Source organism: Pseudomonas sp., assembly GCF_033723075.1.
GTDB lineage: Bacteria > Pseudomonadota > Gammaproteobacteria > Pseudomonadales > Pseudomonadaceae > Aquipseudomonas.
In genome coordinates this window covers 328,040-349,216 of sequence record NZ_JAWVXU010000003.1, presented here as the reverse complement: position 1 = coordinate 349,216, position 21,177 = coordinate 328,040, and the positions used below count along the sequence as shown (strand labels likewise).

Annotated in this window: 22 protein-coding genes and 1 riboswitch; of the genes, 7 read left to right on the top strand and 15 right to left on the bottom strand. The window is 63.5% G+C overall.

All coding sequences use genetic code 11. The features are described 5' to 3' along the window. Window positions 1-159: 159 nt before the first annotated feature. The 10 genes from R3355_RS05930 to R3355_RS05885 form a co-directional block, all read right to left on the bottom strand. Entirely contained in the window at window positions 160-873 is a 714-nt protein-coding gene (locus R3355_RS05930; RefSeq protein ID WP_318960456.1) for a lipoyl protein ligase domain-containing protein, read from the bottom strand. Beyond that, the gene (locus R3355_RS05925; protein WP_318960463.1) at window positions 870-1,571 is read right to left on the bottom strand and encodes a 2-oxo acid dehydrogenase subunit E2; all 702 of its coding nucleotides are present in this window, start codon (window positions 1,569-1,571) and stop codon (window positions 870-872) included. The genes R3355_RS05930 and R3355_RS05925 overlap by 4 nt, the downstream gene beginning before the upstream one ends. 12 nt (window positions 1,572-1,583) lie before the next feature. Further along, window positions 1,584-1,817, bottom strand: a complete 234-nt coding sequence (locus R3355_RS05920) for a lipoyl domain-containing protein (protein WP_318947484.1) — start codon at window positions 1,815-1,817, stop codon at window positions 1,584-1,586. After that, a complete protein-coding gene (locus R3355_RS05915; RefSeq protein WP_318960455.1) occupies window positions 1,814-2,845 on the bottom strand; it encodes an alpha-ketoacid dehydrogenase subunit beta in 1,032 nt (343 codons plus the stop codon). The genes R3355_RS05920 and R3355_RS05915 overlap by 4 nt, the downstream gene beginning before the upstream one ends. A 28-nt stretch (window positions 2,846-2,873) precedes the next feature. Next, complete coding sequence (locus R3355_RS05910) at window positions 2,874-3,863, bottom strand: thiamine pyrophosphate-dependent dehydrogenase E1 component subunit alpha (protein ID WP_318960454.1); 990 nt, start codon at window positions 3,861-3,863, stop codon at window positions 2,874-2,876. A 22-nt stretch (window positions 3,864-3,885) separates the two neighbouring features. After that, the gene (locus R3355_RS05905) at window positions 3,886-5,466 is read right to left on the bottom strand and encodes a GMC family oxidoreductase (protein ID WP_318960453.1); all 1,581 of its coding nucleotides are present in this window, start codon (window positions 5,464-5,466) and stop codon (window positions 3,886-3,888) included. A gap of 55 nt (window positions 5,467-5,521) precedes the next feature. Next, complete coding sequence (locus tag R3355_RS05900) at window positions 5,522-6,040, bottom strand: transcriptional initiation protein Tat (RefSeq protein WP_318960452.1); 519 nt, start codon at window positions 6,038-6,040, stop codon at window positions 5,522-5,524. A 395-nt stretch (window positions 6,041-6,435) separates the two neighbouring features. Beyond that, window positions 6,436-6,936, bottom strand: coding sequence for a SprT family zinc-dependent metalloprotease (locus R3355_RS05895; protein ID WP_318960451.1), 501 nt, complete (start codon window positions 6,934-6,936; stop codon window positions 6,436-6,438). A gap of 111 nt (window positions 6,937-7,047) precedes the next feature. Further along, window positions 7,048-7,647 (bottom strand): Yip1 family protein, encoded by a 600-nt coding sequence (locus R3355_RS05890; protein WP_318947490.1) that lies wholly within the window; start codon window positions 7,645-7,647, stop codon window positions 7,048-7,050. A 166-nt stretch (window positions 7,648-7,813) separates the two neighbouring features. After that, window positions 7,814-8,410: a DNA-J related domain-containing protein gene (locus tag R3355_RS05885; protein WP_318960450.1), complete on the bottom strand. Its 597-nt coding sequence runs from the start codon at window positions 8,408-8,410 to the stop codon at window positions 7,814-7,816. Window positions 8,411-8,838: 428 nt separating this feature from the next. Between R3355_RS05885 and ttcA the strand changes: the two genes are divergently transcribed. The 3 genes from ttcA (at window position 8,839) to R3355_RS05870 (ending at window position 11,367) form a co-directional block, all read left to right on the top strand. Beyond that, entirely contained in the window at window positions 8,839-9,663 is an 825-nt protein-coding gene (ttcA, locus tag R3355_RS05880) for a tRNA 2-thiocytidine(32) synthetase TtcA (RefSeq protein ID WP_318960449.1), read from the top strand. Between the two features lie 170 nt (window positions 9,664-9,833). Continuing rightward, window positions 9,834-10,505 carry a DNA-3-methyladenine glycosylase I gene (locus R3355_RS05875; protein ID WP_318947493.1) on the top strand — a complete coding sequence of 224 codons (672 nt, stop codon included), beginning with the start codon at window positions 9,834-9,836 and terminating at the stop codon, window positions 10,503-10,505. Between the two features lie 91 nt (window positions 10,506-10,596). Then, complete coding sequence (locus R3355_RS05870; RefSeq protein WP_318960448.1) at window positions 10,597-11,367, top strand: NAD-dependent deacylase; 771 nt, start codon at window positions 10,597-10,599, stop codon at window positions 11,365-11,367. Between the two features lie 9 nt (window positions 11,368-11,376). Here R3355_RS05870 and R3355_RS05865 read toward each other — a convergent pair whose 3' ends face one another. The 4 genes from R3355_RS05865 to R3355_RS05850 form a co-directional block, all read right to left on the bottom strand. Continuing rightward, a complete protein-coding gene (locus R3355_RS05865) occupies window positions 11,377-13,131 on the bottom strand; it encodes a hypothetical protein (RefSeq protein WP_318960447.1) in 1,755 nt (584 codons plus the stop codon). Window positions 13,132-13,206: 75 nt separating this feature from the next. Continuing rightward, window positions 13,207-14,250, bottom strand: a complete 1,044-nt coding sequence (locus tag R3355_RS05860) for a hypothetical protein (protein ID WP_318960446.1) — start codon at window positions 14,248-14,250, stop codon at window positions 13,207-13,209. A 5-nt stretch (window positions 14,251-14,255) separates the two neighbouring features. Continuing rightward, window positions 14,256-16,082: a hypothetical protein gene (locus R3355_RS05855; RefSeq protein ID WP_318960445.1), complete on the bottom strand. Its 1,827-nt coding sequence runs from the start codon at window positions 16,080-16,082 to the stop codon at window positions 14,256-14,258. Between the two features lie 13 nt (window positions 16,083-16,095). Beyond that, window positions 16,096-16,968 carry an SH3 domain-containing protein gene (locus R3355_RS05850; protein ID WP_318960444.1) on the bottom strand — a complete coding sequence of 291 codons (873 nt, stop codon included), beginning with the start codon at window positions 16,966-16,968 and terminating at the stop codon, window positions 16,096-16,098. 323 nt (window positions 16,969-17,291) lie between these two features. On the opposite strand from R3355_RS05850, the gene R3355_RS05845 reads away from it, so the two are divergent. The 3 genes from R3355_RS05845 (at window position 17,292) to R3355_RS05835 (ending at window position 19,254) form a co-directional block, all read left to right on the top strand. Further along, window positions 17,292-17,906: a C40 family peptidase gene (locus R3355_RS05845; protein WP_318960443.1), complete on the top strand. Its 615-nt coding sequence runs from the start codon at window positions 17,292-17,294 to the stop codon at window positions 17,904-17,906. A gap of 133 nt (window positions 17,907-18,039) precedes the next feature. Next, a complete protein-coding gene (locus tag R3355_RS05840) occupies window positions 18,040-18,558 on the top strand; it encodes a C40 family peptidase (protein ID WP_318947496.1) in 519 nt (172 codons plus the stop codon). Window positions 18,559-18,591: 33 nt separating this feature from the next. Next, window positions 18,592-19,254: an O-methyltransferase gene (locus R3355_RS05835; protein WP_318960442.1), complete on the top strand. Its 663-nt coding sequence runs from the start codon at window positions 18,592-18,594 to the stop codon at window positions 19,252-19,254. Window positions 19,255-19,493: 239 nt separating this feature from the next. Here the strand turns inward: R3355_RS05835 and R3355_RS05830 are convergent, their stop codons facing one another. Next, window positions 19,494-19,841, bottom strand: a complete 348-nt coding sequence (locus R3355_RS05830) for a GFA family protein (RefSeq protein WP_318960441.1) — start codon at window positions 19,839-19,841, stop codon at window positions 19,494-19,496. A gap of 215 nt (window positions 19,842-20,056) precedes the next feature. Continuing rightward, window positions 20,057-20,297, top strand: a riboswitch (cobalamin riboswitch). Window positions 20,298-20,501: 204 nt separating this feature from the next. On the opposite strand from R3355_RS05830, the gene cobO reads away from it, so the two are divergent. Further along, a complete protein-coding gene (cobO, locus tag R3355_RS05825) occupies window positions 20,502-21,113 on the top strand; it encodes a cob(I)yrinic acid a,c-diamide adenosyltransferase (protein WP_318960440.1) in 612 nt (203 codons plus the stop codon). The last annotated feature ends 64 nt before the right edge of the window (window positions 21,114-21,177 follow it).

The window sequence follows — 21,177 nt, the reverse complement described above, 5'->3', positions numbered from 1 at the left end:
TATCGACATGGTGGTGCACTCCTGCCACGGCATCGCTCGAACTCCCTTCATTCGAAAGATTCCGTAAGCCTAAATGCGTTACCTATGTCTCCCGACACCTGTTACCTATGTCTCCCGGCTGAACACACGGCGCACCCTACGGAACGCGGCCGGGGCCTTCTACAGTGACAGCACCAATCCTGCCGTCTGAAGCTGCTGCCGGTAGCAGTCTGCCAGGCCATCGGTAGCCGGCCAGACATCCTCGAGCAACTCGTCCAGCGCCACATGGCTGGCGACCCGGCAACGGCTCGGCAGATCGCAGCCTGCATAAAAGCTATTGACCACCTCGACCATCGACTGGCGCTGGTTCTCCAGCAGCACCGCGGCGTGGGCCAAGCATATGTGACGGCCGTCGCTCGGCCGCCGCCTCCAGCGTTGCGCGGTGCCGGCCAGTTTGCGTTGCTCCAGGGTGACGTTGTAGCGGCCGTCACAGAAGGCACCGTCCACTTCGCCCAGGCCGGGGTCCAGGCCCAGGCCGCGCAGCCAGGCGCGCAACGGTTCGCACAGGCGCAGGTAGGCGGTTTCGATGCGTTTCTGTTCGTCGTCGCTCGCCGGCACGGCATAGGCCAGGGCCAGGTTGAGCACCGCCGGCGACTGCGGCACCGGCTCGCCGCCGGTGTCGCGCAGGGCCACCGGCCAGCCTTGCGCCACGCAGGCCGCCTGGGCGGCCGCGAAGCCGCTCAGGCGATTGAGCCGGCGCGGCATCACCAGCGCCGCATCCAGCGGCCGCCAGAACAGCAGCCCGCAGTCGAAGACGCCGGCATGCACCCGGTCCAGCAACTGCCGCTCCGCATCCAGGCCGGCTTCGACCGGCAGTCGCTGTATGCTTGTCATGTCACCTCGTGATGTTCCAGTCGCCTGCACAGGTCATCGAGAAAGTCAGCCGCCGGCGCGCCGTTCACCGCGCGGTGATCGAAGGTCAGCGACAGGCCGATAAAGTCCCGTTCCACCAGCGTGCCGTCGGCCTCGCGCTGCAGGCGCCGCTGGCTGCCGCCGATGCCGATGATCGCCACCTGCGGCACATTGAGGATAGGGGTGAAGAAGCGTACCCGCGACAGGCCCAGGTTGGAAACCGTTATGGTCGCACCGGTCAGTTCCCTGACCGACAGCTTGCCGGCCTGGGCCTTGGCCACCAGGGCGTGGCGTGCGCCGGCAAGCTGCTCGGCATCCAGCTGGTCGGCGTCGAACAGTGCCGGCGCCACCAGCAGGTCGCCGGCCAGCGGGATGGCCAGGCCCAGGTGCACCGCGTGGTAGCGGGTGATCTGGTTGTCCTGCAGGGTGGCGTTGAGGCTCGGGTGCGCGCCCAGGGTCTGAACGATCTGGTGCAGCAACAGATCCTGCAAAGACACCGCACTGCCGGCCGCCTTCAAGCGCGCGCGACGGGCCTGCAGCGCGGTCAGTTCGCACTCGGCGTGGTGGGTGAGCTGGGCGGCGCTCTGCAGGCTCTCGTGCATCTTCGCCGCGATCATCTTGCGCATGCCCTTGAGCGGCACTCTAGTCGTACCCGGCAGGCAATCCGCTGCTTGTGTCATGGCAGTCATGGGCTACTCCACCAGGCCGATGGTCGCACCCTTGGCGATCACCGCATCTTCTTCCTCGAGAATCTTCAGCACTCCGGCGCAGGGTGCCTCGATCTCGAACTGGGCCTTCTCGGACATGATCTCGGCGACCAGGTCGCCCTGGCCGACCTCGGCGCCGTCGCTGACCAACCAGGCGGTGATCACCGCCTCTGCGTCGCCGTCCCAGAGGTCGTCTGCAATCAGGATGGGAGTACTCATCGGTTTTGTTCCTCGTGCATCTGTTGGTAAGCGGCGACAATCTTCTCGGCATTGGGCAGGGCCCATTGCTCCATGACCGGGGTGAAGGGAATCGGGATATCCGGGAAGGCCACCCGCTGCGGGCTGGCCTTGAGCATGCCGAGGTCGTGCTCGACCACGCTGGCGATGATCTCGCCGCTGACGCCGAAGCTGTGATAGTCCTCGTCGACCACGATCAGCCGGCCGGTCTTGCGCACCGAGGCGATCACGTGGGCGCGGTCTAGCGGCACCAGGCTGCGCAGGTCGATGACCTCGGCGCTGACGCCGTCCTGTTCCAGTTGCTGGGCTGCGCGCAGGGCGTGGTGCACGCCGACGCCGAGGCTGACGATGGACACATCCGTGCCCTCGCGCACGGTCTTGGCCTTGCCGATTTCCAGGCAGTAGGGCTCCTCCGGCACGGCCACCGTTGCGCCTTTCTCGGTGCCCAGCCAGCCCATACCCTGCAGGGCCTTGTGGAACAGGAAAATCACCGGGTTGTCGTCGCGGATCGCCGCGGTCATCAGACCCTTGGCGTCATAGGCGTTGCTCGGCACCACCACTTTCATCCCCGGCAGGTGGGCGAAGGTGGCGTACAGGCATTGCGAGTGCTGGCCAGCATCGGAATAGCCGGCACCGGTGGAGGCCATCAGCACCATCGGCACCCTGACCTTGCCGCCGGAGAAGTAGGTGTTCTTCGCCATCAGGTTGTAGATGGCATCCATGCACACGCCGAAGAAGTCGACGAACATTAGCTCGACGATCGGGCGCATGCCATCGGAGGCCGCGCCCACCGCCGCGCCGATAAAGGCGGTCTCGGAGATCGGTGTGTCGCGTACCCGCGCGCTGCCGAACTCTTCATGCAGGCCGCGGGTGTTGCCGAATACCCCGCCGAGCGGGCCGATGTCCTCGCCCATCACGAACACGCGGGGATCGAGGCGCATTTCCTGGGCCACCGCCTCGGCCATGGCGCGGGCGACGGTGAGTTTGCGTTGTTTGACTGGACTGCTCATGTTGGAACTCCTGACAATTCGATGGGGCTCAGACGAAGACACATTCGAGCGCTTCTTCGGGGGCCGGGTAGGGGCTTTCGCGGGCGAACAGCACGGCCTCGTCGACCCGTCCGCGGGCGCGGGCGGCGATCTCCTCGGCAGCGCGCTCGTCCAGCACGCCCAGTTCGAGCAGGCGCTGGCGGTAGGCGGGAATCGGGTCTTTGGCCTGCAGCGCTTCCTTCTCGCCGGCGGGGCGGTACTGCTCGCCGTCGCCCATGAAGTGGCCGGCCAGGCGGGAGGTCTCGATCTCGATCAGGCTCGGTCCGCCACCGGCGCGGGCGCGCTCGATGGCATCAGCCGCAGCGGCGAAGATGGCGTCGGCGTCGTTGCCGGGGACGAACACCCCGGGCATGCCGTAGGCCGCCGCGCGCAGGTAGTTGCGCTCGATCGCGGTGGACGCCTGCTTGGCCACCGAGATGCCCCAGGCGTTGTCCTCGATGACGAACACCACCGGCAGCTTCCACAGGGCGGCGAGGTTCAGCGTCTCGTGGAAGGCACCCTGGTTGGCCGCGCCCTCACCGATAAAGGCCACCGCCACGCCGGGCTTGCCCTGCAACTGGCGCGACAGCGCCGCGCCCACGGCCGGGCCCATGCCTTCGGCGATGATCCCCGAGCAGGAGAAATTCACCCGGGCATCGAACAGGTGCATATGGCCGCCGCGGCCGCCGGACAGGCCGGCCTTCTTGCCGAAAATTTCGGCAACCATCTCGTTGAGATGCACGCCCTTGGCCACGGCGATGTGGTGCGGGCGATGGGTGGCGGTGACGATGTCCTCGGCATGCAGGTGCGCGCAGACGCCGACGGCGCAGGGCTCCTGGCCGTTGGACAGGTGCATTTCGCCGGGAATCGGCCCGTTGGCCATGTTGAATACCGGGGTCTTGCCTTCCATGTAGATGCGCTCGATGGACTCCTCCAGGTAGCGGCTGACGAGCATCTGCTCGAACATCCAGAGTCGCTGCGCGTTGCTTGGTACGGTCATGTGCTGGGCTCCATTGTTTCTATCAGAGGGCGCGCTGGCTGAGCTGCGTGCCGATGTATTCGGCCTGGCGCAGGGCCAGGGCGACGATGGTCAGGGTCGGGTTCTGGCCGCCGCTGGTGGTGAACTGGCTGCCATCGGAGACGAACAGGTTGGGAATGTCGTGGCTCTGTCCCCACTTGTTGACCACCCCGTCGGCGGCCTTGGCGCTCATGCGGTTGGTGCCCATGTTGTGGCTGGCCGGGTAGGACGGCAGGCGAATCACTTCGGTGGCGCCGACCGCCTCGTAGCATTTGCGGGTCTGTTCGACGCCGTGCTCGCGCATGGCGATGTCGAAGGCATGGTCGTCCTTGTTCACCACCGGTACCGGCAGGCCGTACTGGTCCTTCTCGCTGGCGTGCAGGGTGATGCGGTTGCCCTCCATGGGCAGGTCCTCGCCGCACAGCCAGACCCCGGACATGTGGTCGTAGCGCTCCATCTTCGAGGCGAAACCGCGACCCCAGCCCTGGGGCGTCGGGTCGAGGAAGGCGGACATGAACGGCAGGCCGAGCGACAGCACCTCCAGGCGGTAGCCACCGATAAAGCCGCGGGAGGTGTTGTTGTACGACTCGTCGGAGATCACCCCGGCGCAGGTGGTGCCGCGGTACATGTGCACCGGTTTGGGCAGGGTGGCGTAGATGCCGGCGGTGGTGTGGGTCATGTAATTGCGCCCGACTTGGCCTGAGGAGTTGGCCAGACCGTCCTTGAAGGTCGACGACTCGGAGTTGAGCAGCAGCCGTGGCGACTCGATGGAGTTGCCGGCTACGCACACCACGCGCGCCTTCTGCCGCTGCTGGCGACCCTGGGCGTCGGCGTAGACCACCGCATTGACCTTGCCGCGGGCGTCGTGCTCGATGCGCAGGACCATGGACTGCGGGCGTACCTCGCAGTTGCCGGTGGCCTCGGCGCGCGGGATGTCGGTGTAGAGGGTCGACCACTTGGCTCCGATGCGGCAGCCCTGCATGCAGAAGCCGATCTGCATGCAGCCCGGCCGGCCGTCGTAGGCCTGGGTGTTGATCGCCATGGGGCCGGACTGGATTTCCTTGTAGCCGACCCGTTTGGCGCCCTCGGCCAGCACCTTGAACGAGTTGTGCCACTGGTGGTACGGCATGCCGGTGGTGGGGCCGGTCACGCCCATGTGCCGCTCGGCCTTGACGTACCAGGGTTCCAGTTCCTCGTAGCTGAGCGGCCAGTCGAGCAGGTTGGCCCCCTTGATCTCGCCGTTTTCCGTGCGCATGCGGAACTCGAAGTCGCGAAAGCGCAGGGCCACGCCGGCCCAGTGCACGGTGCTGCCGCCGACCGCCTTGACGATCCAGGCCGGCAGGTTGGGATGGTTCTGTGCCACGTCCCAGCCGCCGGTGGCGATGCGCTTGTCGAGCCAGGAAATCTTGTTGAACATGGCCCATTCGTCGTTCTCGATATCATTCAGCTCGAAGCGTTTGCCGGCTTCCAGCACCACGCTGCGGATGCCCTGCTTGGCCAGGGCATGGGCCAGGGTGCCGCCACCGGCACCGGAGCCGATGATGACCACGACGTCGCCGTCGTCTTGTGCGAATTTCGCTGCCATGGGGTGTTCCCCCTCATTGTTGGAATTGGATGAGCTGCGATTGGTCAGGTGTGGGTCAGAGCCAGTCGAGGTCGTTGTAACCGCGCGCCAGGTAGCCGCCTTTCTCCACCGAGGAGCCTTCGTAGCCGAACAGTGGGAACAGCGCCGGGTTGTCGTAGAGGCCGAACATCAGGGCGTTGCGCACGGCGCGAAAGAACGGCCCGGTTTCGATTTCGCGCAGCAGGGCGACCCGGTCGTTTTCCGTGCTGAGACCTTCGAAGGGCTGGCCGTGACGCCGCTCGGCGCTGGTTTGCAGTTCGCGCAGGCCGTCGGCGATCAGCTCGGGCTGCTTGGCCACCAGTTCGGCCAGTGGCTTGGCGTAGTGCAGGTCGTTCAGGCGATCATGCGGGTAGATGTCGCGGCCCATGCGCAGCAGGCCCTGGGGCAGGGCGGGCAGCGCCTCGTCGGCGAGCAGGGTGACCGGGATCAGTTGCGCGGCGACGGCCGTGACGCCGAGGGCGAGCAGGGACTGGCCGGAAAGGGACATGAAACGCCGGCGCGAGAGGCCGGTGTCGGGGCTGGGAGAATCATGCATGGCAGTGCTCCAGGCTATTGCCGGCACACTGCTTGTGGGGTCAGGTGTGGCCGGCGCTCATTGTTATTTGTCGAGAGGGCTGTTTCCCCTCTTTCGATAACCCTGGAGCAGCTTGCGTGCCAATGCTGTTTTGTTTGTTTAAGTTATTGTTTATTAAGAATTTTATAAGAGTCGTAAAAACGCTTTCGCGCGGTAGCGTAATGCACCTGTAAAGCGAGATTCTTTACAGGTGTAAATCATCTGTAAGCCTGGGGCTGCGCCGGAGCGCGGGGCGCAGGCGAGCGAATTTGCCCTGGCCGGGTCTGAGCGACTGTTGCTGCAAATGGCCTGTAGCAGGCTGTTGAAAAACTACCTGCGTGGCCGATCCTGATCGATTTCGCCGGGGAGTGCGCCGCTCACTCCACCCGCTGTTCGCCGGTAAAGCTCAGGGTCACCTTGCAGCGTCGGCAGAAGTAGCGTCGGCCTTTGCCGACCAGGGCGTGACGTTGGGCGGAGAAGGGGAAGTCGCCCTGGGGGCAGCTGCAGCTGCAGCGGTAGATGAAGCGGCTGACCTTACGGCGCTTGACGTCGTAGCTGTGGCAGCGGTTTGGTGGCAGCTCATAGACGCCGCGCATGATCAGTTGCCATTCCTCGCCGTGAGGCTGAATCGTCAGGCCGAACAGCTGATGGGCGATCAGGTGCGCCACTTCGTGGGCCACCGTCTGGCGGAGGAAGTCTTCGCGGTTTTCCCGGTACAGCTGCGGGTTGAAGCGCAGCTTGTTCTCGGTCAGGTGAGCCACTCCGGCCTTTTGTCCACGCAGCTTGAAACTCACCTCGGCGCGGACGAAGCGCTGTTTGAAAAAGGCCTCGGCCTGCTGGTAACAGGACTCGACACGGGCGTGGATGTGTTCGGGCATGGGCGCAACCTGAAGGTGACGGCGCGATTATGCCTAAGCCGCACCAGTACGGCAGCCCCAAAACGACGAAACCACCGCAAGGTGGTTTCGTCCAATCGTCACAGTCATGTTTTAGCTGGTATAGACCGGGCCTACTCCAAGCCCCCAGAGAATCACCGAGCAGGCGATCATCGCCACCAGTACCACCAAGCCGACCGCCAGTACCGAACTGGAGAACATGAAGCCCTCATCCTCGGGGATGTTCATGAAGGTCGGTATGCCCACGTAGAGCAGGTAGACGGTGTAACAGATGGCCAGTGTTCCCACCACCATGGCCAGCCACATGTGCGGATAGAGTGCCGCCAGGCCACCGACGAACAAGGGCGTTGCCGTGTAGGCGGCAAACACGATGCACTGGGTCAGGTTGGGGCTGGCGTCGTAGGTACGTGCCATCCAGTGAATGAAGGCGCCCATCACCGCAACACCGGCGAGCATCGCCAGGTAGGTCATGATGGTCATCTGTAACGCGCTGGCTTCGGTCAGCATTACCGGTGCCCGATCACCGATGGACCAGCCAACCTGAGTGGTGCCGATAAAGGCCGAGATCGCTGGAATTGCCGCGAGCACCAGTACGTGGGTGAGATACATGTGGCTGATACTTTCTTCTTCGCCACGAATTTCCTGCCATTCCTGATCGGGATGGGTGAAGAGCCCCCAAACGTGATGGATCATACCAAACACCTCCTCTTGTTATGCGGTCGCCCCCCAGCGAAGCGCCCGGCGCACGTATACAGCGCTACCGGGTACTGGGCCGAACCTGTGCGACCGTATGTCGCAGTATAGGCAGAGGCTTGAGGGAGTGAGGGGGCTGGGCTTAGAGCAAATTGGTCTCTGAAGGTTAGCTGTAATAGCGTTCCAGAATTTCCATGGCCTTGTTGATCGACTGCAGGCGCGTAGTGCTGCCGCCCCGATCGGGGTGATGCAGGCTGACCAGCTGCCTGTAGCGATGCTTGATAAGCCCGATATTGAGCACTTGCTGGCTGTCATTCAGCTCGAACAGTTCCAGGGCTGCACGTTTTTCCTCGCCGCCTTGCATGCGTTTCCAGAAACTGGCCAGCAGCTCCTCCACATCCTGTTCGTCGGTGTCACTCAGCTGGCTGAGGTCCAGGTAATAGTCACGCAACGGGTCGTGCTCGCTCAGTTCAGTGCTGCCGGCCTGGTAGGGCAGCAGCTGGATGTGCAACGGGCTGATCTGCACGAAGCCGAGCTGTTCGCCCCATAAGCGTTCGCGCAGCCGGTACAGGGCGTTGAATACCAGGAAGTGGGTGCGAAACAGCACCAGTTTGTCGGTCAATGGCAGGTGGGGGATGTGCGTGCAGTGGCGATCTTTCAGCTGTTGGATCAACTGGTATTCGCCAATCCCGGCGGGGGCGTCCTGCAGCAACTGGTGCAGTTGATCTGCCAGATCGGCAGAGGGGTCGAGTTCGTCGTTCATCACCTGAGCCTAGGGTCTGTTGCCGTTTCAGCGCAAGCCGCGTTGCGCGAAAAATCTCGCCAGGCTAGGCGTAGGGCGCCGGTAATGGTTGTTCCCTTGCCAAGTCCTACAACAACGCATGGCGAGATTTTCCGCGTAACCCGCAGGGCCGGGCCTGTTTTAGCGCGATGCTGCGTTTCTCGACGCTCATTTGGAACAACCACAAAAACGCCTGGAGCGTTTTTGCGCGTCAGCCCCGAAGGGGTGAAGCACATGGATGTGCTGAACAAACTTCGTGTCTCGTGCCTTGCCTCGCGCTAAAACAGGCTCCGGCGCGGTCGCGATGAAACGGCAACAGACCCTAACATTTCAGCGTGATTGGGGTAGGGCGCGTCGCGCTTTCTGGGTAAAATGCCGCACTTTAGTAAGCCTCCGGATTCCAGCGCACCATGGGTAGCCTCTCGGTCAATCAGAACAAACTGCAAAAACGCCTGCGCCGTCAGGCCGGCGAAGCCATCGCCGACTTCAACATGATCGAGAACGGCGACAAGGTCATGGTTTGCCTGTCCGGGGGCAAGGACAGCTACACCATGCTCGATGTGCTGCTGCATATGCAGAAGGTCGCGCCGATCGAGTTCGAGATAGTCGCGGTCAACATGGACCAGAAGCAGCCGGGCTTCCCCGAGCATGTGCTGCCGGCCTACCTGGAAGCCATCGGCGTGCCCTACCACATCGTCGAAAAAGACACCTACTCGGTGGTCAAGGAGATGATCCCGGAAGGCAAGACCACCTGTTCGCTGTGTTCACGCCTGCGCCGCGGCACCCTCTACACCTTCGCCGACGAAATCGGCGCGACCAAGATGGCCCTGGGGCATCATCGCGACGACATCCTGGAAACCTTTTTCCTCAACATGTTCTACGGCGGCACGCTCAAGGCCATGCCACCGAAGCTGCGCGCCGACGATGGGCGCAATGTGGTGATCCGCCCGCTGGCCTACTGCAGTGAGGCGGATATCGAGGCCTACAGCCAGCTCAAGCAGTTTCCGATCATTCCGTGCAACCTCTGCGGCTCGCAGGAAAACCTGCAGCGTCAGGTGGTCAAGGAGATGCTCCAGGACTGGGAGCGCAAATCGCCGGGGCGCATCGAGATCATGTTCCGCGCGTTGCAGAACGTCGTGCCTTCACAGCTGGCCGACCGCAACCTGTTCGACTTCAAGAACCTGAAAATTGACGAAAGCGCCGCATCGCGTTTCGTCAATGTAATGAACCTCTGATCGCCTGACCTGTAGTCCGCATGCAATCCGGGGGCGATTTAGAGAGTTCCCGGATTTCATCCGGGCTACAAACTCTCGCCTCCTGCGGGAGCGGCCTTGGCCGCGATGGTTGCTCCCACGCTCCAGCGTGGGCACGAAATGATCTGCGAAAGATTCCGTAAGGACAGCCCATGCGCGACTACAAATGGCTCCATGAGTATTGCCTGAATCGCTTCGGCTCGGCCGCCGCCCTCGAGGCGCGCTTGCCGCAGCCGCGCAGCGATGCCGAGTTGCGCGCGCTGGGCGATGATCGTTATCTCTCCACCATCAGCCTGCGCATTTTCCGTGCCGGCCTCAAGCACAGCCTGGTCGATGCCAAATGGCCGGTTTTCGAGCAGGTGTTCTTCGGCTTCGATCCGGAAAAAGTCGTGCTGATGGGCGCCGAACACCTGGAGAATCTGATGCAGGATGCGCGCATCATTCGCCATCTGGGCAAGCTCAAGAGCGTGCCGCGCAATGCCCAGTTCGTCCTTGATGTGCGCAGGGAGAAGGGCAGTTTCGGCGCGCTGATCGCCGACTGGCCGGTGACCGATATCGTTGGCCTGTGGAGGTACCTGGCCAAGCATGGCAGCCAGCTGGGCGGCTTGTCCGCGCCGCGCTTCCTGCGCATGGTCGGCAAGGACACTTTCATCCCCAGCGACGACATGGTTGCCGCACTCAAGGCGCAGAAGATCATCGACAAGGTGCCGACCAGCCTGAAAGACCGCGCTGCGGTACAGGCGGCGTTCAACCAGTGGCACGCGCAGAGCGGTCGGCCACTGTGCCAGTTGTCGATGATGCTGGCGTATACGGTCAATCATTGAACAGGTAGGGTGGATGACGCTTTCTCCATCCACCTGTTGATTTGGTGGTGGACGAAAAGAGCGTCGTCCACCCTACGCGGGAGAGCTTGAGATGGACGAGGTCATTGCCCGTATCGCCCAGGCCATTGAAACGGCCGAGCGCATCCTGATCATCACCGGCGCCGGCCTGTCCGCTGACTCCGGCTTGCCGACCTACCGCGGTATCGGCGGCCTGTACAACGGCCAGACCGCCGAAGGCCTGCCGATCGAGACGGCGCTTTCCGGCCCCATGCTGCAGCGCGACCCGGCGCTGTGCTGGAAGTACCTGGCCGAACTGGGCAAGGCCTGTCTCGGCGCCCAGGCCAATGCCGGGCATTACGCCATCGCCGAGCTGCAGCGTTTGAAACCCCAGTGCTGGGTGCTGACCCAGAATATTGACGGCTATCATCGCGCCGCCGGCAGCCCGCCCGAGCGTCTGATCGAGATCCATGGTGAGCTGGCGCCGCTGTATTGCCAGTCCTGCGGCGCCATCGACCCGCAGCTGGCCGAGCACCTGAGCCGGCCGCTCCCGCCCAAGTGCCGGCAGTGCGGCGGCATCCTGCGTCCGCCGGTAGTGCTGTTCGAGGAAATGCTGCCGGAACGGGCGATCAACAGCCTCTATACAGAAGTGGGCAAGGGCTTCGCGGTGGTCATCAGTATCGGCACCAGCGCCAGCTTTCCCTATATCGTCGAACCACTGCTGCGCACCCGTCAGGCAGGTGGCTTCACCGCCGAGATCAATCCAGCCCGCGGCGACCTTAGCGATGTCGTCGATGTGCATGTGCAGATGGGCGCAGCCCAGGCGCTGACCCAGCTGCAGCAGCTGTGGTCGGCGCCGGAGTAGGTTGCTCCTTCAGGTGGCTGTGCCTTGTTGCTCTTCTGCGCGGGCGATCAAGCCGGCGGCCTGTTCGGCTGGTACCGCGAGGGTTGCCGGCTGGGCGGGTATGGCGCGGGTCTGCTCGTTCATCTGGTAGATCTGGCTGGCCGATTGCAGATCCACCTCGTTGATGCCGGCGATGGTCTGGCGGCTGGCGAAGAATTCCTCCAGTTCACCGAGCACCGCGTCCAGGGCTTCGTCGGCCTTGTCCAGCGAGAGAATGCAGCGTTCCTGTTCGAGGTTCATGTTGCCGGTGATGGCGAAGGTGCTGGTGAGCAGGTCGCTGACCAGGAACCAGGGCGTGATGGTCGAACGCACCACGGTGTTCTCCGAACGGGTGCTGTCATAGATGCCGGTGCCGGTGGAGAGTTTCGACTCGGTGTAGGTGCCTTCGACGCTCAACTCGAGGAGCAGGGAACGGAATTGCATCTCGGCCCAGAAGGCATTGCCCATGCGGCTTAGTACCCTGCCGAAGATCAGCAGCAGGCCCGGCATGATCAGGCCGCTCAACAGCGCGGGCTGTTGCGCCACGCGCGCCAGGTCGGCGCTTAGGCCGATCAGGCTCAGGGCGCCTATTGCCAGCAACGCTTGGCCAAGCACGCTGGTGACTACGCGTACGGTGCGGAAGCCATTGCCATAGGCTATTTCGCTGAGAATCGGTTGGGTTTCCACCAGGGTGCGGCCGCCGAAGGTACCTTTTTCGCTACCGCCTTCCTGGCATAGCGTGGGTTCGAATTTCTGATAGATCCGGTTGGGGATTTCCTGATGGCGGCGGTTGGCCAGGATGTGCGACTCCAAGTGGATGAACAGTTCGCGCGGCATCAGGTTCTTCTGCCAGTTGTTGCGGTGTTCGGATACCTCGGTGCTCGGCTCGGCCAGCTTGAGACGTTGCGCCAGCAGATACAGGCCCAGTCCGGTGGTGATTGCGCCGAGCAGTAGCAGGGTCAGCAGATGAGGCAGGGTGTTGATGGGCAGGCGCGGGATGGCCTGCACATGGCGGTGGGCATATGCCAGCGCGACCGGTAGGAGGATCGCTAGGGCCAGGGTCAGGCCGATCCGCAGCAGGCTGATGTCCATGGCGCCGCGGCTGAAGTGACGGAATGGATCACGCATGCCCAGCCACAGCTTGAGCAGGTAGAGGGTCAGCAGCAGCCCCAGCCAGGCCATTACCGGCGTGTTGTCCAGGTGCGCCAGTCCGGTGGCGTTGGCGAACCAGACGAGGCCGAAGGCGAGCAGCATGAACAGCGAGATGCTGAGGCTGAACAGCAGGTTTTCCGCCAGTGCTCGATACACCGGGGGCATGAACAGCAGGCGTGGCAGCAGGCTGTGAATCAGGCGGGAGAACAGGCTCTGCGGTTCTTTGAAGGTGGTGTTCTTGCGTGCCATCAGCATGTCGCGCAGTTCTTCGCTGCGATAGGCATTGTGATCGCGATTGCCGCTGTCGGCCTGGTTTGGCGCCAGGCTGGCCGGCACACTGCGGCCGACGTAGAAGCGGAATACCTTGAGCAGGCCTTGGCCTAATGCGGTCAAGCCCCAGATAACCAGCAGCAGGCCGAGGCCCGCGCAGATCCAGCCCTCGAGGTCGCGGCCACGGTTCACCAGGCCGGCGACCTGGAACAGGCCATAAAACCCGCCGAGTGCGACCAGGGCGCCGCGAGTTGCAATCAGGCTGCCTTCGAAACGGAACGGGTTGCGAATTCCCAGAGTCTGGGAGCCATAGTCATAAGACATGCTGTTTCTCTCGTGAGTCGAGCGGGTTTGTCTGCAGTGCAAAGACCCTCTGCACGAAGCACAGAGGGCTTGGGTTTAGAGGCTCTCGATCCGCAGGTTGAGACGCGTCAGCAAGCGCTCGGCCCGGTCCGGGCGCTGCGCCGCATTGAGCAAGTCGGACACGCGCACACGCTCCTCCGGCGAACTGCTCAGACGGATCCCGTCGCTCTGGCCGTTGAGGGTGGCCAGCCAGCTCGCACAGGCCTGCTCGGCATCGCGATAGAGCGGCGCCAAGTTTTCTTCGCAGCTCTTCTGCTTGTTGCGCATCTGGCGTTCAAACGCAGCCTGGCGCTGGGTTTCGGCGTCATCCTGGCTGGTTGGGTCGAGGCTCAGTGCATAACGCTGGTGCAGCGCGTTGCTGCGCTTGAAGTAGCCGAGGTCACGCAGGCTGAAGGCGCTGTCGCCCAGCTCGACGCTGAGCAGACGTTTGAGCGCGGTGTCGAGGTCGCCCTCCAGGTGGTTGCTGATGCCAGAGCGGGCCAGCGCAGAACTGTGCCTGGATGCCTGGGCGACGGCGCCGCTGAACACGCTGTCGAGGTCACGCACCTTGTCGATGGTCTGGCTGCTTTCGATCTCCAGCAATTCCGGCAGCGTCAGCGACAGGCTGTAGCTGGCCTGTTGCTCATCATTGTCGTAACGCCCCTGCAGTTTCAGGTCGAAGGGTTGCAGTTCGCTGCGGCCACTGTCGAGCAGCAGGTTGCCGAAGACTTCCGCGTTGAGCTGTTGGCCCAGGCCCTTTTCGCTGCTCGGGAAGCTGATGCCCTGGATGTCGAGGCTCAGGCTCTTGTACTCACGGTCATTGGCAAGGTCGCTGATCTGCAGGCGCTGGATACTCAGGTCCAGACCTTTGAGTGCGCCCTCGGAGCCCATGACTTCGACGCCCTTGAGCAGCACAGTGCCGCCAAACGGGCTGGAGGACACCGACTGCCAGCTCACCTGACCGTCCAGTTCGTTGTCGTAGAGCCAGTCTTCGATCCGGCTTTCGGCGCTGTTCGCGGCAACTTGGCTGAGGCCGAAATAGCCGCCGAGCAGCAGCACCAGTGCTGCCCCGGGAACGATGAATTTCAGTTGCTGTTGCATGCTGCTCACTCCTGTACCTGAGCCTGGGGATAACGATCCGGCCAGGCGGCACGGACTTGGTTCTTGGCTTCTTCGGGCGTCCACTCGGGGTTGTTCAGGCGCTGGCGCGTGAGCTTGAGTGGGTCACGCAGATCGGCGCAGCCCGGGTCTGTGCAGGCCAGCAACGAATTGGCCGCGATTTGCGTCAGCGGCAGATCCTGGCCGTCGCGCTGGTGCGTATCCAGGCTGACCTTGCCCTGGATCAGGTACCAGCCTTTTTCCGGCTCCTGCTCGGCGTCGTCGATCGTGAGCCGGGCTTCATAGGGGTAGTCCAGAGTCCAGGCGCCATCCTGGCTGCCGTCGATATGCGCGACCTGGCGGATGTCGCGCGTTTCGCCGCGCATCAGGGCGCGATAACCAGAGCCCTGGCCGACATCATCGATCAGGCTTTCCATCAGCTTGCGCGGGTTGCGGCTCTGCTCCTGCATGGCCTGGAACAGGCGTAGTTGCTCTTCTGCCTGGTAGGCTACCTGCTCGCGCAGGCGTTGTTGTTCGCGGGCCTTCTGCTCGGCTTCGCGGCTGGCGATCGCTGCCTGCTTGCGTTCAAATGCGAAGAGATGGTTGTTGGCGCGGTTGGGGTCGAAGTCCCAGAGTTTGCTGCGGTAGTTGCGCTGTAATCCGACCTCGTACAGCCAGGCGTCGCGGTCACCCTTGAGCAGTCCCTTGGTCAGGTCGCGCATGGCGATGGCGCTGATCCAGTTTTCCTTGGGCCGCTGCTTGTTGAGCTGGGCAAGCGGGGCGAACAGGCTGGTGCGGATGCTGTCGGCCTGGCGGAATAGCTCGACGTTTTCGGTCAAGACCAGTAGCAGTGGCTGTTCCAGGTGCCAGGCACCGGTGTAGCGGTTGTGCTTGGCACGCAGCAGGTAGTGCACGCGGCTGACCGGGTCGCTGCTCAGCCACAGCAGCATGTTCTGTTCTTCGTCGAAGCCGACCACCGGTAGGTCGAGAGTGCCGTCGGTGATTGGCAGGCCACGATGGAAGCTGGCCTTGATCCGCTTGAGTTCGACGCCGTCGCTACGCTTGAGCAGCAGTTGTCCAGTACCGCTGGCAAAACCGTCCGGGCCACAGCTGGTGCCGGTGGATTCGGCCTGGATGAACTGGCTGTCGCCCTCCGGTTTGTAGCTGGTGCGGAAACGGCAGCCGCTCTGATCCGGGATGATGTTCAGGAAGCTGGCCTGGGCGAGCACATCGCTCTCCAGGGGCGGCTTCCAGTCGGCCACGCTGAAGTCATTGGTCAGAATCGCTGGCGCAATAACGGCGGCTGCCGGTGGCTCGACTAATGGCGCGACAATTGGCTCCGCAGTTGGCGCTGCGGCGGCGACGCTGACGGGCGCTGCAGCAGGCTGTGGTGCGGGATCGGCCGCTACGCTGACTGGCGCAGTGGCGGCGGGTGCTGGGGGCGGTGCGTTGCTTGCCAGCGCTGGAGGCGCGGCACTGGCAGGGGCGCTTTGCGTCACCTGGGCGATCCAGGCGCCGCTCTTGGTGGCGGTGCCTTGGGCCTGCTGCTGGCCGTTCTGGTCTAGGCTCTGCCAGCTCAGGCTTTCAGCTTGTGGGCATTGGGTGGTGAGCAGCCCACCCAGTTTTGGCAGCAGGCGCTCGAGGGTGTTCTGGTTGGCAGCGCCGGCAAAGGCAAAGCGCATGTTCAGGGCGCTGCTGCACCAGGGCTGGCCGCTGGCATGGTCGACGAATACCTCGACATTCTCTGCCTTCGAATACGCCAGCCTGTGGCTGTTATCGGCCGCCTGAGCGACCACGCTCAGCGCCATGAGGCTGAGGGCTGCAAAGTTATTCATGTTGATTTCCCGGTCAGATCAGTTCCCACGCACCATCGGCGGCCTGGCAGGCTTGAACGGTTTGCTGGTCGTTGGTGCCCTTGCTGGTCATGTTGTAATTCACCGTGCGGCAAGTGGTCTGGGCGGTGACTTGTTCTTCCACCAGGCTCAGGCTGTCCAGGTCGAAGCCTTGCTCCTTGGCGCTGGCAACATCTAGAGCATCCAGGTCAGTAGCGGGCGCGACAGGCTGAGCGGTGCTAGCCGTGGTTCGGCTGCTGACGGCGGCGACCAGCGGGGCGTAGACATAACCGATGCTGATACCCTGACGTCCGACCATGATCCAGTCGTTGTCGGTACGGCCGATGGCGGTGAAGGTGCTGCCGCTGGCCAGGCCGCCGACTTTTTCGGCGCTGGTGCTCGGCGCGCTGCGCACGTTGGCGGATTTCAACGCGCGGTAGGGCCTGTTCAGCAGTTGCATGTTGGGCACCGGCTGGACCTGCGCGGTGCGCTTTACCGCGACAGAGCGCGAGCGAGTCTCGGTGCTGACCGGGGTGATTTGTGCGCTGGCGCCGCTGTGGCTGGAGGTCCAGGTGCTGGCCTGGCCATCGAGGCTGTTGTTCAGCACCTGCTGGGTTTGCAGGGCCAGGGCCTGGCGATCACGTTCGTCCAGCTTGGCACCGATGGATTTGCCGAGCATGCCACCCGCCAGGGCGCCTACCATCATGGCAGCGGTGCGGCCGCTGCCACCGCCGACCTGGCTGCCGATCAGCACGCCCGCGGCGACACCGGCAAGAGTGCCGATGTTCTCTTTATTCATCCACTCGTTCTGCGCCATGTTGGCGCAACCTGCGGAAAGACCAATGCAGGCACCCAGAGCGATGGCGCCGGTTTTTTTGAGCATGCGCATGGGGAAAACTCCTTGTCGACTCGATGAGGGTCTCGAGGGAATTGGCTTTTCACGCAGGCAGGAAATCAAAAAAAGCGGCAGCAGAAACGGCTGAAGATTCTCATTCCCTTGAGCGAAAAAAATCGATCCGACGATCCGGACGGATTAGAGCGTAAAGCTACTGGCAATTCAATGGCATGTTGCTTTCTTGCGGCATGACAGCTGAAGCTTGCGCTTAGATGTTTTGCCTGAGCTACTGAGTCACATCAAGAGCCATAGAATTTGCAAATGAGGCGCATGGAAGGCATAGTCGCGCCCTTGTGAAACTACGACACGTTGTGCCCATGTTCAGAAACTTCGCACCTCTTGTGCCTCTCGCACTCACTCTGGTTCTGGCCGCTTGTGCCAGTCATACGCCGCAAACGCCGGCGACCACTGCAGTGGCGAAGGCCAAGACAGCTGAACATGCGGTTTTTCTTGACGAGGCGGAAGCCGAAGCAGTCCTCGATTTCGCTGACGATGAACCCTACGAGCTTCCCCAGTTGGCCGACAGCATCCTGTCCCATGGCCTGTCGCTGGTTGGTACCCGTTACCGCTACGGCGGCAGCACGGTGAAGTCTGGATTCGATTGCAGCGGCTTTATCGGCTACCTGTTCAAGGAAGAGCTGGGCATGCAACTGCCACGCTCGACCCGTGAAATGATCAAGATCGACGCACCCCTGGTCGAGCGCGAAGCGCTGGAGCCGGGCGACCTGCTGTTCTTCAGCACCAACGGTGGTGGCCGTGTCAGCCACGCCGGGATCTATTTGGGTGACGATCAGTTCATCCATTCCTCCAGCAGCCGTAGCGGTGGTGTGCGGGTCGATAGCCTGGAAGACCGCTATTGGAATCGCACCTTTATCGAGGCCAAACGGGCCCTGGCCCTGGCGTCGACCGATCAGCTCGCTCGCCATCCCTGATTGCGCGGCGCAGCGAACACCCGGTGCAGCCACAGAACACCCGGCGCAGCGAACCCGGCGTAGCCACAAAGGTTGCGCTGTATGGCCTGAGTAGGCAGAGTAGAGCGCATTCAGGCTCTGGATCGCTTCGCTGATGAACGTTACGACCCCTGTTGCCCTGCTCCTGCTCGCCGCGCTGCTGACTGGCTGCGCTGGTCGTACTCCTGCTCCACGGCCAATCATCCATGTGCCCGCCGCCAGCTTTCACAGTGGTGCAGAAGACGTGTTGTTTCGCGCCCTGGGGCTGGTCGGTACGCCTTATCGCTACGGCGGCAATACCCCAGCGGGCGGTTTCGACTGCAGCGGCCTGATCGGCTACGTCTACCGTGATGCGGCCGGCGTCAGCCTGCCGCGTACGACCCGTGAGCTGATCGGCATGCGTGCGCCAGCCGTTGGCCGTAAGGCGCTGCAAAGCGGTGACCTGGTGTTTTTTGCCACCAGCGGTGGCAGCCAGGTCAGCCACGCCGGCATCTACGTCGGCGACGGGCGCTTCGTGCATGCCCCCTCCAGTGGCGGCACCGTGCGCCTGGACAGCCTCAGCAACAGATACTGGCAGCGCACCTATCTGGATGCCCGGCGCGTTTTCAGCCCCGAGCTGGCGCGCAATCCCTGACGAGCGGATCTGCGCTAACCCATGGAGAGCCCCATGACCAACCGCACCCTCACCCTCGACGACAGCCTCTACCAATACCTGCTCGACGTCTCCCTGCGCGAGACGCCGCTGCTCAAGCGTCTGCGCGATGAGACGGCGCAACTGGCCAGCGCCCAGTGGCAGATCGCCCCCGAGCAGGGCCAGTTCATGGCGCTGCTGGTGCAATTGACCGGCGCCAGGCGGATTCTCGAGGTCGGAACCTTCACCGGCTATAGCGCCCTGTGCATGGCCCAGGCGATGCCTGAGGAGGGGCGGATGATCTGCTGCGATATCCCCGGCGACTACAACGCAACCGCCGAGCGTTACTGGCGCGAAGCCGGCCTCGCCGGGCGTATCGAGCAACGCCTGGCGCCAGCCCTGGATACCCTGGCCGCGCTCGAGCGCGCAGGACAGGCGGGCAGCTTCGACCTGGTCTTCATCGACGCCGACAAGGCCAACTACCCGGCCTATCTGGAGCATGCCCTGCGGCTGGTGCGCCAGGGCGGCCTGATTCTGTTCGACAACACCCTGTGGAGCGGTCGGGTGCTGGAGCAGCACCCGGACAGCGCCGACACCCGCGCCATTCAGGCCCTCAACCTGGCCCTGAAAGACGATCAGCGCCTCGACCTGTCGCTGCTGCCGCTGGGCGACGGCCTGAGCCTGTGCCGCAAGCGCTGAGCCTCGGCCCTCATTGTTGAGCTAGCGGGAGCGGACTAGATTTAGGCGTATATCGGGCCGATAGCTCGGCGGGGAGAGCGCCGCGTTCGCAATGCGGAGCGGTCGGTCCCGCAGATCGGCAGTCAGGCCCTTGTTGCCTGGCTGTTCATTTTTCCAGTGCGGATCACCGCGCGTCCGCAGCCCGGATGAAAGCCGGGCTACTGGGCTGGCATTCGTCTTACAACGGCCGCATCGTTCACCTAGAGCGCACGCCCATCGAAATGCTTGACGGGCACGGCCTCCAGGTCGATGCCTTCCAGGCAGCGGACATTGATCGCCGCCATGCGGTTGCCCTTGGGGTCTCTGCCTTCGCCGAAGGGGTGGATGCCGCAGGTCGGGCAGAAATGGTGCTGGATCACGTGCTTGTTGAAGGTGTAGGTGGCCATCTGGCTTTCCGGCGTGAGCAGGGTCAGCTGGTCGCGCGGGACGAACCACAGCAGCGAGCCCTTGCGCTGGCAGATCGAGCAATTGCACGCCATCGCGCCGTCGAGCTGGCCGTCCACCTCGAAGGCCACCCGACCGCAGTGGCAGCTGCCTCGGTATTTCATGGGATGTTCTCCTGTGGGGGGGCACGAGATAGAAGCTTAGACCCGCTTTCGCCGGACGCGGACTCATGTCGGTGATTCGGGATTAGGCGGGGCCGCCTGTGGGCCTGCGGGGATCCCGGGGCGGTTCATATGGCGGCCAATAGGGGCAATAAGCCAATGGGCCGCAGGCGCGCGCGGCGCATCCTCTGTTTGACGCTCCAGCAGCAAGCCTCTAATCTGCGCGCCTTGCAACAGGTGCCCCCAGCGCTGTGCGTCCGAGGGGTGAAACAGGGAAGTCGGTGCGATGTGCGTGTTCACGCCAACAATTCCGACGCTGCCCCCGCAACGGTAGACGAGTGAAACCAGCGCTTTTCAACCACTGTGCTCCTCGCATGGGAAGGTGCGTTTTGGTCGCGTTCTGAATCTTCAGTTCGCCGCTCGTAAGCCCGGAGACCGGCCTGCTGCAGTCCACGGCATCGCGGAGGGCGTTGTCTGGCGTGTGGGCTGCGCCGTTCCTGCAGTTCATGCGTCCGCGCTCTCCGTCTGCCTTTTCCCGCCTGGGTCGCACGGGTGAGCGCGACGGAGCTAGATCGAGATGAGCAAACCACTTCCCCCCATGACAGCCGCCGTGTCGTGCCGCCGTTCCTCTAGCAGGCCGTCATGGCCGCGGGAGTGCGGGCGATGAGCGAGTCGGCAGAACGCGACGCCCGGCACAAGGCGCGCATGGCGCGCAAGAAGGCGTCGATCGACGAGAAGATCGCCCAGGCCCAGGACGAGTACGGCCTGCTGCTGGTGCACAGCGGCAATGGCAAGGGCAAGAGCAGCAGCGCCTTCGGCATGGTCGCCCGCACCCTGGGGCATGGGATGAAGGTTGGCGTGGTGCAGTTCATCAAGGGCGCGGCCAGCACCGGCGAGGAAAGCTTCTTCCGCCGCTTCCCCGACGAGGTCAGCTACCACGTGATGGGCGAAGGCTTCACCTGGGAAACCCAGGACCGCCAGCGCGATATCGACAAGGCCCACGAAGCCTGGCGGGTCGCCGCGCAGCTGCTGAGCGACCCGGCCATTGGCCTGGTGGTGCTCGACGAGCTGAATATCGCCCTGAAATATGGCTACCTGGAGCTGCAGGCGGTGCTCGCCGACATCGAGGCCCGGCCGCTGCTGCAACACGTGGTGGTGACCGGCCGTGGCGCCTTGCCGGGGCTGGTCGAGGCGGCGGACACCGTCACCGAGATGAGCCTGGTCAAGCATGCGTTCAAGGCCGGGGTCAAGGCGCAGAAAGGGGTGGAGTTCTGATGGCATCGCTCAGGCCATGCAGAGTCCATAGCCCGGATGCAATCCGGGACATGCGTCGGCACGC